This is a genomic window from Stappia sp. ABD4_338, from assembly GCF_056312175.1.
In genome coordinates this window covers 3,630,279-3,642,824 of the sequence record NZ_CM149982.1, presented here as the reverse complement: position 1 = coordinate 3,642,824, position 12,546 = coordinate 3,630,279, and the positions used below count along the sequence as shown (strand labels likewise).

Annotated in this window: 10 protein-coding genes; 7 read left to right on the top strand and 3 right to left on the bottom strand. The window is 65.8% G+C overall.

What is annotated here, in order from left to right:
* The first annotated feature begins 5 nt into the window (after window positions 1-5).
* A complete protein-coding gene (locus ACYX4S_RS16365) occupies window positions 6-626 on the top strand; it encodes a 2,3-bisphosphoglycerate-dependent phosphoglycerate mutase (protein WP_422067615.1) in 621 nt (206 codons plus the stop codon).
* 100 nt (window positions 627-726) lie between these two features.
* Here the strand turns inward: ACYX4S_RS16365 and ACYX4S_RS16360 are convergent, their stop codons facing one another.
* From ACYX4S_RS16360 to ACYX4S_RS16350, 3 genes are read right to left on the bottom strand one after another with little or no spacing between them, the layout of a single operon-like run.
* Complete coding sequence (locus ACYX4S_RS16360) at window positions 727-1,728, bottom strand: adenosine kinase (protein WP_422067616.1); 1,002 nt, start codon at window positions 1,726-1,728, stop codon at window positions 727-729.
* Window positions 1,729-1,777: 49 nt separating this feature from the next.
* Complete coding sequence (locus ACYX4S_RS16355; protein WP_293719240.1) at window positions 1,778-2,668, bottom strand: prephenate dehydratase; 891 nt, start codon at window positions 2,666-2,668, stop codon at window positions 1,778-1,780.
* Between the two features lie 21 nt (window positions 2,669-2,689).
* Window positions 2,690-3,478, bottom strand: a complete 789-nt coding sequence (locus tag ACYX4S_RS16350) for a 3-deoxy-manno-octulosonate cytidylyltransferase (protein ID WP_476360969.1) — start codon at window positions 3,476-3,478, stop codon at window positions 2,690-2,692.
* Between the two features lie 232 nt (window positions 3,479-3,710).
* Here ACYX4S_RS16350 and ACYX4S_RS16345 point away from each other — a divergent pair, with 232 nt between their 5' ends.
* The 6 genes from ACYX4S_RS16345 (at window position 3,711) to ACYX4S_RS16320 (ending at window position 12,546) form a co-directional block, all read left to right on the top strand.
* Window positions 3,711-4,430 (top strand): c-type cytochrome, encoded by a 720-nt coding sequence (locus ACYX4S_RS16345; RefSeq protein ID WP_476360968.1) that lies wholly within the window; start codon window positions 3,711-3,713, stop codon window positions 4,428-4,430.
* A gap of 392 nt (window positions 4,431-4,822) precedes the next feature.
* Complete coding sequence (locus ACYX4S_RS16340) at window positions 4,823-6,130, top strand: diguanylate cyclase domain-containing protein (protein WP_476360967.1); 1,308 nt, start codon at window positions 4,823-4,825, stop codon at window positions 6,128-6,130.
* Window positions 6,131-6,329: 199 nt separating this feature from the next.
* Window positions 6,330-8,285 (top strand): extracellular solute-binding protein, encoded by a 1,956-nt coding sequence (locus tag ACYX4S_RS16335; RefSeq protein ID WP_476360966.1) that lies wholly within the window; start codon window positions 6,330-6,332, stop codon window positions 8,283-8,285.
* 2 nt (window positions 8,286-8,287) lie between these two features.
* Complete coding sequence (locus ACYX4S_RS16330) at window positions 8,288-10,192, top strand: extracellular solute-binding protein (protein WP_476360965.1); 1,905 nt, start codon at window positions 8,288-8,290, stop codon at window positions 10,190-10,192.
* A 66-nt stretch (window positions 10,193-10,258) separates the two neighbouring features.
* Window positions 10,259-11,371 carry a microcin C ABC transporter permease YejB gene (locus tag ACYX4S_RS16325; protein ID WP_422067622.1) on the top strand — a complete coding sequence of 371 codons (1,113 nt, stop codon included), beginning with the start codon at window positions 10,259-10,261 and terminating at the stop codon, window positions 11,369-11,371.
* 2 nt (window positions 11,372-11,373) lie between these two features.
* The gene (locus ACYX4S_RS16320) at window positions 11,374-12,546 is read left to right on the top strand and encodes an ABC transporter permease (RefSeq protein WP_476360964.1); all 1,173 of its coding nucleotides are present in this window, start codon (window positions 11,374-11,376) and stop codon (window positions 12,544-12,546) included.

The following is a 12,546-nucleotide window of genomic DNA, read 5'->3' as shown; positions in this document are numbered from 1 at the left end:
GCGTCATGGAACATCTCTTGGTGCTCGTTCGCCACGGGCAGAGCGACTGGAACCTGAAGAACCTGTTCACCGGCTGGAAGGACCCGGATCTGACGGAGAAGGGCATCGAGGAGGCGAAGACCGCCGGTGCCAAGCTGCGGGATCTCAAGCTTGCCTTCGACCTTGCCTATACGTCCGACCTGACCCGTGCCCAGCACACGCTGAAGCTCATTCTCGACGAGCTTGGCCAGCAGGGTCTGGAAACCGTGCGGGACCAGGCCCTGAACGAGCGCGACTACGGCGATCTCACGGGCATGAACAAGGACGAGGCGCGCGAGAAGTTCGGCGAGGAGCAGGTGCACGTCTGGCGCCGGTCCTTCGACGTGCCGCCTCCCGGAGGCGAGAGCCTGAAGATGACGGCTGAGCGGGTGCTGCCCTACTACCGCGAGCAGATCCTGCCGCAGGTCCTGTCCGGCAAGCGCGTCATCGTCGCGGCGCACGGCAATTCCCTGCGCTCGCTGGTGATGGAACTCGAGGGCCTGACGCCCGACGAGATCCTCAAGCGCGAGCTGGCGACGGGCGTTCCGATCGTCTATCGCCTCAACGAGGACGGCACCGTGTCCTCGGTGCAGGATCTGGCGGACTGATTCGCGCTTCACCCGATCCGACAAACGAAAAGGCGCCGGCGGAAACCCGCCGGCGCCTTTCTTGAATGCCCTGTCTTGAATGCCCTGTAGCCGCAGGTACTCAGAGGCTGAAGCCTTCCTCCGCGGCCACCTGCGCCAGCGGACGCTCTGGGCGGGCACCGACGTGGCGGATCACGTTGGAGGCGCACAGGCAGCCGAGTTCGGCGGACATGGCCAGGTCGTAGTCGCGCGCCTGGGCAAACAGGAAACCGGCCGCGAACAGGTCGCCCGCGCCGGTCAGGTCGACGACATCGGTGATCTCCTGGGCCGGCACATGCACGGTCTCCTCGCGCGAGACGGCCATGGCCCCCTCTGCACCGAGCGTCAGCGCGGTGAGCGCGCAGTCCTCGCGCACGGCGGAGATCGCGCTGTCCAGGTCGGAGGTTTCGTAGAGGGCCTTCAACTCGTGCTCGTTGGCGAAGAGGAGGTCCACCGTGCCGTTGCGCAACAGCTCCAGGAACTCGTCGCGATAGCGGTCGACACAGAAGCTGTCGGAGAGTGTCAGGCTGACCTTGCGCTTTGCGGCGTGTGCGATCTCGGCCGCCTTGAGGAAGGCGCGCTTGGCCGCGGGCGGATCCCACAGGTAGCCTTCCATGTAGGTGATTGCCGAGGCACCGACGACCTGCGGATCGATATCCGCCTCGCTCAGCTCGACGCAGGCGCCCAGGTAGGTGTTCATGGTCCGCTCGCCGTCCGGCGTGATGAGGATCATCGAGCGGGCGGTCGGCAGTCCGTCCACAAGGTCCGGCGTTTCGAAATGAACGCCCGTGCCGCGCATGTCATGGCGGTAGGACGTGCCGATCTCGTCGCGCGCGACCTTGCCGAAATAGGCGGCCTTGCCGCCGAGCGAGGCAAGGCCCGCAGCGGTGTTGCCGGCGCTGCCACCGGAAATGCGGGTCGTCTGGCCCATCTGTTCGTAGAGGCGCACCGCCTCTTCCGTGTCGATCAGGCGCATCGAGGCCTTCACGAGGTTCTGCTGGACGAGAAAGTCTTCCTCCACGTGGGCGAAGACGTCGCAGATGGCGTTGCCGATGCAGAGCGCGTCGAAGGTCGTTTCGGTCATCGGAAGGCGGAGTCCTTTCTGGTGTGATGCGCGTGGCCGTGCTTGCGGGTCAGATGCCAGGGGTCGGGCGCAGGGCGCGGTTGGCCTCGGGCTCGCGGATCTTGTCGCGGAACGGGGCGGCGGGATAGACGCCCAGAAGTTTCAGTTCGGCGCAGAAGAACTCCAGTTCCTCGAGCGCCAGGGCGACCGACCGGTCGTCCGGATGGCCCTCCACGTCGGCGTAGAACATGGAGGCGAAGAACTGCCCCTCGAGCTGGTAGGATTCCAGCTTCGTCATGTTGACGCCGTTGGTGGCGAAGCCGCCGAGTGCCTTGAAAAGCGCGGCGGGCACGTTGCGGACCCGGAAGATGAACGTGGTGATGATCGGCTGGCCGTTGTTGCGCGCGCGCACCGGCTCCCGGGAGAGGATGAGGAAGCGCGTGGTGTTGTGGGCCGCGTCCTCCACGTCCCGGCGCAGTATCTCCAGGCCATAGGCCTCGGCCGCCATCTCCGGCGCCAGCGCGGCGGCGGTGATGTCGCCGCGTTCCGCGATCTGGCGCGCGGAGCCCGCCGTGTCGGCCCCGATGATCGCGGCCAGGCCCAGGTCCCGGATGATCTTTCGGCACTGGCCGAGGGCCATGATGTGGCTCTGCACGCTCTTGAGGTCCTCGACCCGCGCGCCCGGCAGCCCCATGAGCTGGAAGCGGATCGGCAGGAAGTATTCGCCGATGATGTTGAGCGTGGAACGCGGAAGCAGGTGATGGATGTCCGCGACCCGGCCCGCGACCGAGTTCTCCACAGGGATCATGCCGAGATCCGCCTCGCCGTTTTCCAGGGCGGTGAAGCAGTCCTCGAATGTCGCGCAGGGGACGGCCTCGTAGTCGGGAAAGGCATCGCGGCAGGCCATGTGCGAGTTGGCGCCGTGTTCGCCCTGGAAGACGATCTTCTTGTGTGTCGACATGAGAGAAAACCAGCCTGCTTGTCAGGAGTTGGGAGCGGTTGCGGGATGGCCGAGCATGGCGCGCACGGCCTCGAGGTCGGCCTGCGTGTTGACGTCCATCGGACGTGAGCCGACCAGGCTTACGTCGATGCGCATTCCCGCCTCGAGCGCGCGCAACTGTTCCAGGTTCTCGCGCATTTCAAGCGGCGAGGGCGGCAGGGCCACGAACCGGGCGAGCGCCGCGCGGCGATAGGCATAGAGTCCGATGTGCTGGTAGAGCGCGCCGGGGCCGTGCGGAGCGGTCGCACGCGTGAAATAGAGGGCCCGCAGCCGGTTTTTCGCGACCGGCGTGCCGATGGTCTTGACCATGCCCGGATCGGTTCGCCCTTCCTCGGTGACGATTTCCGTCGCGATGGTTCCGATGTCCACCGCCGGGTCATCGAGCGGAGCGAAAGCGGCTCGGATCGCGGCCGGATCGATCAGCGGCACGTCGCCCTGCAGGTTCAGGACCACGTCGAACGCGCCGTCGGGGTCCACTTCGCGCGCGGCCGCCTCGACGCGGTCGGAACCCGAGGGCAGGTCCGGATCTGTCAGCACCGCGCGCCCGCCGGCAGCCGTTACGGCATCGCGGATGAGCGGGTCGTCGCAAGCCACCACCACCGGGCCGATGTCGGCCGCCAGCCCCTGGTCGACCACATGGGCGATCATGGGACGTCCGGCAATGTCGGCGAGCGGCTTGTCGGGAAGGCGTGTCGATGCGCGGCGGGCGGGAATGATGACGAGTGCGCGGGTCACGAACGGGCCTTTTCTGGCGCGCGTGCCGGTCTGCATCCGTCCCTGCGCGGTGCGGGCAGGACCGGCTGAAAGGCGGGCAACATGCCCGTCTTTGCGCGTGCGATCATTTGTAACATCGAGAGCCCTTTTAAACCTATGGACACGAGCGTCAAAAACTTTGTAGGTTCCGGCGACTTTTCACCACGCGCTGCGATGCACGGGGGCATGTTGCCATGGCCACCGCGCGGGAGACGACACGCGAGAGACTCTTAAGGTGGAGCCAGCGGGAATGAATTCTGCCAAGCTAAACACGATCGCCGGCGCGGTCCTCTTTGTCCTCGTCCTGACGATGGGCCTGGGCTTCCTGTCCGACATCATCTTCTCCAGCCACGCGCCGGAGAAGCCGGGCTACGAGATCGTCGTGGCAGAGAATGACGGTGGCGAAGCCACCGAGGCGCCCGAGGAGCCGCAGGTCGAGCCGATCGCCGTTCGTCTCGCCAGCGCGTCCGCCGAGGACGGCGAGAAGCTGACGCGTGCCTGCGCCAGCTGCCATGACTTCTCTTCCGCCAGCACCAACAAGGTCGGCCCCGGCCTTTGGGAAGTCGTCGGCCGCAAGCCGGGTTCGCATGCCGACTTCCGCTATTCCGGCGACATGGTTGCCTACGGCGACGAGGTTGGCGAGTGGACCTACGAGGAGCTCGATCATTTCCTCGAGAAGCCGAAGAACGTCGTCTCCGGCACGATCATGAGCTATGCGGGCATGCGCAAGCCTGGCGACCGCGCCAATCTGATTGCCTACCTGCGCACGCTTTCCGACAATCCGAAGCCGCTGCCCGAGCCCGAGGCTCCCGCTGCTGAGGAGGCACCCGCCGCCGAAGAGGCTCCCGCCACCGAGGAAGCCCCGGCGGCTGAAGAGGCCCCGGCTGCTGAAGAGGCCCCGGCTGCTGAGGAGGCGCCCGCCGCTGTTGAAGAGACGCCGGCAGAGACCGAGACCGCTCCGGCCCAGTAAGCCGGAAGCGTCTCGCGATTTTCGACAGGTTGAAAAAGGCCGGGCAATTTGCCCGGCCTTTTTCATGTTTGCGGGCGCGTTCCCCGGTTTTGCCTCGCAAGGCAGGCGCAACGCACCCCGGAATGCTCGTTTGGACCGCATCCGATGAATTGCGTAAACGTAGCGGAAAGCAAAGGCTGCTAGCTTCCTTCCGCAACGTCTCCGGGGAGGAGGTCGGTTCCGTGTTTTCAGGCGGTTCCGGCATCGTGCTCCGGGGTGTTTTGACCGGGCGTCGGGGGACGCTTGTCGCTGAGATTCTGAAATCGGGGGGACGTTTGAAACCTGGGATCTGGATCAGGAGGGCGGGACGCAGGATCCGGCCGCTCCTGGCCATGCTGAGCGTGGGCATCCTGATGGCCACCCTGGGAGTCTCGCTCACCGGCTATGTGGGCGGGCTTATTGCCGACTCCCATCGCGAGCGGATGCAGCACGACACGATGTCGCGTCTGTCCGAACTGCGTGCCCGTCTGGAGTCCGAACTGCGCCAGGCGGTCTCGCTCGCCCAGGGTGTTGCGAGTTTCGCGGCACTGAGCGAAAGCCTCACGCCGCGCGAATTCCGGGGCTTCGCGGAACAGATGGCGGCGCTGGATCCGCATGTCGTCCGGGTGACGCTGGCTCCGGACCGCACCGTGCGCTTCGTCTATCCTTTGTACGGAAACCTCTCCCAACTCGGACACGACCACCACGCCGACGAACGCGAGCGCGAGGCGGTGATGCGCGCGCGCCGAACACGTTCCGCCGTGGTTTTCGGACCGGAACACGACGCGGCCGGAAACCGGACCATGATTGCGCTTGCACCTGTCATGCGACCCGTTTCCGACGGAAGCGCCCATGAAACCCTCGTGGTGCGCGGTGTCGCGGCCGTGACGATCGATCTCGATGCACTGCTTTTGTCCGCGGGCCTGACGGAGACCGATCCCGCCTATCGTTTCGCCTTGCAGGAGCAGGGACGGACAGGCGGGGCCGGACAGGTGCTCTTCGGTGACCCCGTCCTTTTCGCCTCGGACGCCGTACGCCTGCCCGTGATGCTGACGGCCGGACGCTGGAACCTTGCCGGGGCTTCCCGGGCAGAGGCGTGTTGTGCCGATACCGAGGGCACGGTGGCACGCGTCATCGGCTACGGCGTGACCCTTCTCCTGGTAACGCTGGCGGTTTTGGCGATCCATTTCCAGATGCGTGCCCGGGACATGGCCGTGCATGACCCCCTGACGGGCCTGCCCAACAGGCGTCTTCTTGAAAGCCGGCTGCGCCGGCTCGCGGCCCGTCCGGGCCCGCGCCGGCGAGGGTTCGAGGTCTTCTTCATCGACCTGAACGGCTTCAAGCCGGTCAACGACACCCATGGTCATGCCGCCGGCGACATGATCCTCTGCGCGATCGGCGAGCGGTTGCGCGATCACACCAGACATTCGGACACGGTCGCGCGGGTTGGCGGGGACGAGTTCGTCGTGGTCGTGCCCTGCCGTGGCGAGGGGGACACCAGGCCCATGATCACCGCGCGCCTGCATGCCGCGCTCGCGGAACCGTTCGAGGTCGAGGGCTCTCTCGTTCACGTGAGAGCGAGTGTGGGCTCGGCGCGCTTCCCGGACGACACGGTCTCCGTGGGCGAGCTCCTGGAACTGGCCGACCGGCGCATGTATGCCGAAAAGCTCGCGGCCGCCTGATCCGTGGACGTGGTCGGAAGCGGTTCTCGACCCAGCGTCGTTTCGATTAAACTTTGGTCATGAATTGTTTCTGCGCTGTTGAAGCGGCCATGAAATCCCTACACTCGTGGGTGAAAGAAAGTGCGCGCGGCCTTTCGCCCGTGACGTGCCGGGCAGCCTCGATGAGGCGGCTCTCCGGGCCGGAATGCGCGCACCCATCATGACCAGACGGGGAACCGACATCGCCATGACCAGTGCCATGACATCTGTCACGCCGCCGCCTGCAGGGCGCGTTCGCGCCGGCCGACTCCGGCGCGCGGCACTTGCGCCTTTCGCTCTTGCCGCCGTCGTGCTGGCCTCGAGCCTCCTTGCAGGGCCCGTCGCTGCCCAGCAGAGCGAGCCGGCCTGGCGTTCTGGCACCGCCCTGACGGGCGAGCCGAAGTATGCCGAGGGCTTCTCCAATTTCGACTACGTGAACCCCGATGCGCCCAAGGGCGGAACGGTGCGGCTCGCGGAGTCCACCGGCTTCGATACGCTCAACCCCATCCTGTCGAAGGGCAATCCCGCTCCGGGCCTGGGGCTCATGTATGATTCGCTTTTCGAGCCCGCGCTGGACGAGATGGACATCAGCGCCGAATACGGCCTTGTCGCTAATGCGATGCGCTATCCCGACGACTATGCGTGGGTCGAGTACCGGCTGGATCCGCGCGGGCGCTGGCACGATGGCGAGCCGATCACCACGGAGGACGTGGTCTGGAGCTTCCGCAAGCTCATAGACCTCAATCCGAGCCAGGGCTTCTACTATCGCCACGTGGAGAACGTGGAGGCGGTGGGTGACGACGTCGTGCGGTTCACCTTCGATGCGCCGGGAAACCGGGAGCTTCCGAAGATCGTCGGACAGATCCCCATCCTGCCGAAGCACTGGTGGGAGGGGAAGGCACCCGACGGCACCCAGCGCGACATCTCGCGCGGCACCCTGGAGCCGCCCCTGGGCTCCGGCCCCTATCGCGTTTCCTCAATCGAGCCCGGACGCTACATCGTGTACGAGCGGGTGAAGGACTACTGGGCCAAGGATCACCCGGTGCGCAAGGGCACCTACAACTTCGACCAGGTGCGCTACGACGTCTTCCTCGACTCCGCCGTGGAAATGGAGGCCTTCAAGGGCGACCAGTACGACTTCCGCGAGGAGCTGGCCGCCAGCGTCTGGGCCAAGGCCTACGACTTCCCGGCGGTGCGTGACGGGCGCGTGGTTCTGGAGGAGTTCGTCAATCGCGCCAGCGGACGGATGCAGGCCTATGTGCCCAACCTGCGCCGCGAGAAATTCCAGGATCCGAGGGTCCGCGAGGCCCTGAACTACGCGTTTGATTTCGAGACCACCAACGAAGTGGTCTCCGCCGGACTTCACAAGCGCATCGACTCCTACTTTGCCGGCACGGAACTCGCCTCCAGCGGGTTGCCGCGGGGCAAGGAGCTGGAGATCCTGGAGACCGTGCGTGACGAGGTGCCGCCGGAGGTCTTCACGAGGCCGTACGAGAATCCCGTGGGCGGAAATCCGAAGAACGTGCGCGCCAATCTGCGCGAGGCGGTGAAGCTGTTCCGCGAGGCGGGCTACGGGCTCAGGAACGGCACCATGGTCAACGAGAAGACCGGGGAGCCCTTCACCATCGAGTTCCTCTATTTCGACCGGTCCTCCGAGCGCGGCCTGCTGCCCTATACCCGGAACCTGGAGAACATCGGCATCAAGTCGGTTCTCAGGCTGGTGGACGTGCCGCAGTACATCAACCGGATCAACAGCCGTGATTTCGACATGGCGACCCTTGTCTGGGGGCAGTCGCTCTCGCCGGGCAACGAGCAGCGTGATTTCTGGGGCTCGGAAGCCGCCGACCGGCCGCAGTCCCGCAATTACGCCGGCATCAAGAACCCGGCCGTGGACAAGCTGATCGAGCGCGTCATCTACGCCAAGGATCGCGAGGAACTGGTCGCCGCCACGCATGCCCTTGACCGGGTGCTCCTGTGGAACCACTACGTGGTGCCGCAATTCTATTCCGACGTCGACCGCACCGCGCGCTGGGATCGTTTCGGGCATCCGGAGAACCTGCCGGAGTTCAGTCACGGGTTTCCCTCCATCTGGTGGTGGGACAAGGAGCGGGCGGCCCGCGTCGCCGCGAAGGGATGAGCATGACGTTCGACAAGACCGCACCCGATCGCCGCTCGGTTCTGCTCGGATCGGCGGCGCTCGCCGCAGGCCTTTTCGCGCCACGTCATGTCGGCGCGGCGCCCGGTGAGGTGCAGGCCGCCGTCCCTGTCGCCGATGCGCAGGACCTGCACGGGCTTTCCGTCTTCGGTGACCTGAAGTACGCGAAGGGCTTTCAGGCGTTCTCCTATGTGGAGCGCACCGCACTCAAGGGCGGACGGTTCGCCTTTTCCGCTCCCTCCTGGGCGTTCAATCAGAACCCGCAGACCTTCAACAGCTTCAACACATTCATCCTCAAGGGGGATGCGCCGCCGCGCATGGAGCTGTGCTTTGCATCGCTCATGGTGCGCGCGCTCGACGAGCCCGACGCCATGTACGGACTCGTCGCCGAGAGCGTTTCGGTCTCGGACGGGGGCAACACCTATTCCTTCCGGCTTCGGCCCGAGGCGCGCTTTCATGACGAGAGCCGGCTGACCTCGGAGGATGTCGCCTTCTCGCTGACCACGCTGAAGGACAAGGGACATCCGGCGCTTCGCCAGGCCCTGCGCGAGGTGGAGAGCGTGGAGGCTCCGGACCCGCTGACGGTTGTCGTGCGGTTCACCGGCCGCCAGTCGCGCAAGGCGCCGCTGACCGTCGCCGGCGTGCCCATCCTGTCGAAGGCCTATTACACACGTTACGACTTCGGCCAAACGACGCTCACGCCGCCGCTCGGGTCCGGCCCCTACAAGGTCGGCCGTCACGAGGTGGGACGCTATGTGGAGTATGAGCGCGTCAAGACGTGGTGGGCGGCGGATCTGCCCGTGTCACGCGGACAGTTCAACTTCGACGTGATCCGGCTGGAATTCTTCCGCGACCGCCAGGTCGATTTCGAGGCCTTCAAGAAGGGCGTCACGACCTACCGCGAGGAGTTCACCTCGCGCACCTGGGCGACCGAGTACAACTTTCCGGCTGTCGAGGATGGCCGCGTCAAGCGCGAGGAGATCCCCGACGGGCGGCCCTCCGGCGCACAGGGATGGTTCTTCAACACGCGGCGTGAGAAGTTCTCCAACCCGCTGATCCGGCAGGCGCTGGGCTACTGTTTCGATTTCGAATGGTCGAACCAGGCGTTGTTCTACGGTGCCTATTCGCGCACCCAGTCCATCTTCCAGAACTCGCCGATGATGGCGGAAGGGATGCCCTCGGACGCTCAGCTCGCCTTGCTGGAGCCGTTCCGCGCGCGCCTGTCGCCGGCCGTCTTCGGTCCCGCGATCACGGCTCCCGTGTCGGACGGTTCGGGGCAGGACCGCCGGATGCTGCGCGAGGCGGACCGCCTGCTGCGCGAGGCCGGTTGCACCCGCAAGGACGGGGTGATGCTGCTGCCCTCCGGGGAGCCGCTTGTGTTCGAGATCCTCTCCAACACGACGAGTTTCGAGCGTGTGGTGCTGCCGATGGTCACCAACCTCGAGCGGCTCGGCATCAAGGCGACATACCGCGTCGTCGATCCCGCCCAGTACCAGCTCCGCATCAACACCTTCGATTTCGACATCGTCGGGCGCCGCTTCGCGCTGTCTCCGACGCTGGGAGAGGAAATGCGGGACCTGCTGGGCTCCGTGGCCGCAAGGACGGAAGGCTCGGGCAATCTGGCCGGCATCACGGATCCCGTGGTCGATGCCCTGGTGGAAAAGGCTCTCAACGCCACCACGCGCGAGGACATGACCGTTGCCGCGAAGGCTCTCGACCGGGTGCTACGGGCCGGGCACTACTGGATCCCGCAGTGGTACAAGGCGGTGCACACCGTCGCCGTGTGGGACCGCTTCGGCCGGCCGGCGAGCCCGCCGACCTACGACTTCGTTCCCGAGACCCACTGGTGGTCGGATCCGGCCCGCGCGGCCGCGGCGGGACTCGAGTGATCCGGCGCAGGGACGCAACCCGGGGGCTTCCGCGCCCGAACGACAACAACGGGGACAACTGACGCGATGGGTGCCTATATCCTCAGGCGGCTGCTGCTGATCGTGCCGACGCTGATCGGCATCATGGCGATCAATTTCGTCATCATCCAGTTCGCGCCGGGCGGACCGGTGGAGCGGGTGATCGCCCAGCTTCAGGGGACCGATGTTTCCGCCACCTCGCGCATTTCCGGTGGCGGCGGTGATTTCGGCGGCTCGGGCGGCGGCGCGCAGGCCGGCGGCGACACGTCCGTCACCTCCAAGTATCGCGGCGCGCAGGGGCTCGACCCGGAGTTCGTGAAGGATCTGGAGAAGCAGTTCGGCTTCGACAAGCCGCCGCTCGAGCGCTTTCTCGGCATGTTGTGGGACTATGCGCGCTTCGACTTCGGCGACAGCTACTTTCGCGACATCGGCGTGCTCGACCTGATCCTGGAGAAGATGCCGGTCTCCATTTCGCTCGGCCTCTGGATGACGCTGATCTCCTACGCGATCTCGATTCCGCTCGGCATTCGCAAGGCGGTGAGCGATGGCAGCCGTTTCGACGTGTGGACCTCGGCGGTCATCGTCGTTGGCTATGCGATCCCGGGGTTCCTCTTCGCCGTGCTGCTGATCGTCCTGTTCGCGGGCGGATCGTTCCTCGACTGGTTTCCCCTGCGCGGCCTCGTGTCGGACAACTGGGAAGAGCTGTCCTGGCCGGCGCTGATCCTCGACTACTTCTGGCACCTTGCCCTGCCGCTGACCGCCATGGTGCTGTCGGCCTTCGCGACGGTGACGCTGCTGACCAAGAACTCGTTCCTGGACGAGATCCGCAAGCAGTATGTCCAGACGGCGCGAGCCAAGGGGCTGGGCGAGCGGCAGGTGCTTTACGGGCACGTGTTCCGCAATGCCATGCTGATCGTCATCGCGGGCTTTCCCGGGGCGTTCATCTCCTCCTTCTTCGCCGGCTCGCTCCTCATCGAGACGATCTTCTCCCTCGACGGGCTCGGGCTTCTGGGCTTCGAGGCGGTCATCAACCGTGACTACGCGGTCGTTTTCGCCACTCTCTACATCTTCTCGCTCATGGGACTGCTCGTGAACCTGATCTCCGACCTCACCTACACCTGGATCGATCCCCGGATCGACTTCGAGAGCCGGGAGGTGTGAGCATGGACCACCGCAGCAGCGAGACGGGAGAGACGACCGCAAGCGGTGCCGCCGGTCCCGCGGTGTCCCCGCGTCCGTCCGGATGGCTGTCGCCCATCAACCGGCGCCGGCTCGACAACTTCCGCGCCAACAGGCGCGGCAACTGGTCGCTCTGGATCTTTCTGGTTCTTTTCGGCCTGTCGCTCTTTTCCGAGTTCCTGGTCAACGACCGCCCGATCCTCGTGTCCTACAAGGGCGAGATCCTGGCGCCGGTCTTCGTCGACTATCCGGAGGAGAAATTCGGCGGCTTCCTGGCCGTGACCGACTACCGCGACCCCTTCATCCAGGAAGAGATCGCGGACAACGGCTGGATGCTCTGGCCGCCGATCCGCTATTCCTATCGCACGGTCAACAACGAGATCCCGGTTCCGGCGCCCGCCCCGCCCTCATGGATGCTCGACAAGGAGCAGCGCTGCGTGCGCTATCCGGAAGGGACGGCCGATCCCAACTGCGTCATGGGCAACTGGAACTGGCTCGGCACCGACGACCAGGGCCGCGACGTGGTCGCCCGTCTCGTCTACGGGTTCCGCATCTCGGTCCTCTTCGGCCTGGCCCTGACCATCGCCTCGTCCTTCATCGGCGTCGCGGCGGGAGCGGTGCAGGGCTATTACGGCGGCTGGACGGACCTTCTCTTCCAGCGCTTCATCGAGATATGGACGGCGATTCCCACGCTCTACCTGATCCTGATCGTGTCCTCGGTGCTGATCCCCGGTTTCTGGACGCTGTTCACGATCCTGCTGGCCTTTTCCTGGGTCGCGCTGGTCGGCGTGGTCCGGGCGGAATTCCTGCGCGCGCGCAATTTCGAGTATGTCACCGCGGCGCGTGCGCTGGGCGTGGGCAACGGCACCATCATGCGCCGGCACCTGCTGCCAAACGCCATGGTCGCCACGCTGACCTTCCTGCCCTTCATCCTCAACGGCTCGATCTCGACGCTGACCGCGCTCGATTTCCTTGGCTTCGGCCTGCCGCCGGGCTCGCCGTCGCTGGGTGAGCTTCTCGCCCAGGGCAAGAACAACCTGCAGGCGCCCTGGCTCGGCATCACCGGCTTCCTGGTAATCTCGATCATGCTGAGCCTTCTCATCTTCATCGGCGAGGCGGTGCGCGACGCCTTCGACCCGCGCAAGAGCTTCACGTGA

What these genes read in the sequence shown, in the direction of transcription:
- ACYX4S_RS16320 (WP_476360964.1), top strand. Translation starts at nt 11,374, where the DNA reads ATGGACCACCGCAGCAGCGAGACGGGAGAGACGACCGCAAGCGGTGCC.
- ACYX4S_RS16350 (WP_476360969.1), bottom strand. Translation starts at nt 3,478, where the DNA reads ATGCAGACCGGCACGCGCGCCAGAAAAGGCCCGTTCGTGACCCGCGCA.
- ACYX4S_RS16335 (WP_476360966.1), top strand. Translation starts at nt 6,330, where the DNA reads ATGACCAGACGGGGAACCGACATCGCCATGACCAGTGCCATGACATCT.
- ACYX4S_RS16325 (WP_422067622.1), top strand. Translation starts at nt 10,259, where the DNA reads ATGGGTGCCTATATCCTCAGGCGGCTGCTGCTGATCGTGCCGACGCTG.
- ACYX4S_RS16340 (WP_476360967.1), top strand. Translation starts at nt 4,823, where the DNA reads ATGGCCACCCTGGGAGTCTCGCTCACCGGCTATGTGGGCGGGCTTATT.
- ACYX4S_RS16355 (WP_293719240.1), bottom strand. Translation starts at nt 2,668, where the DNA reads ATGTCGACACACAAGAAGATCGTCTTCCAGGGCGAACACGGCGCCAAC.
- ACYX4S_RS16330 (WP_476360965.1), top strand. Translation starts at nt 8,288, where the DNA reads ATGACGTTCGACAAGACCGCACCCGATCGCCGCTCGGTTCTGCTCGGA.
- ACYX4S_RS16360 (WP_422067616.1), bottom strand. Translation starts at nt 1,728, where the DNA reads ATGACCGAAACGACCTTCGACGCGCTCTGCATCGGCAACGCCATCTGC.
- ACYX4S_RS16365 (WP_422067615.1), top strand. Translation starts at nt 6, where the DNA reads ATGGAACATCTCTTGGTGCTCGTTCGCCACGGGCAGAGCGACTGGAAC.
- ACYX4S_RS16345 (WP_476360968.1), top strand. Translation starts at nt 3,711, where the DNA reads ATGAATTCTGCCAAGCTAAACACGATCGCCGGCGCGGTCCTCTTTGTC.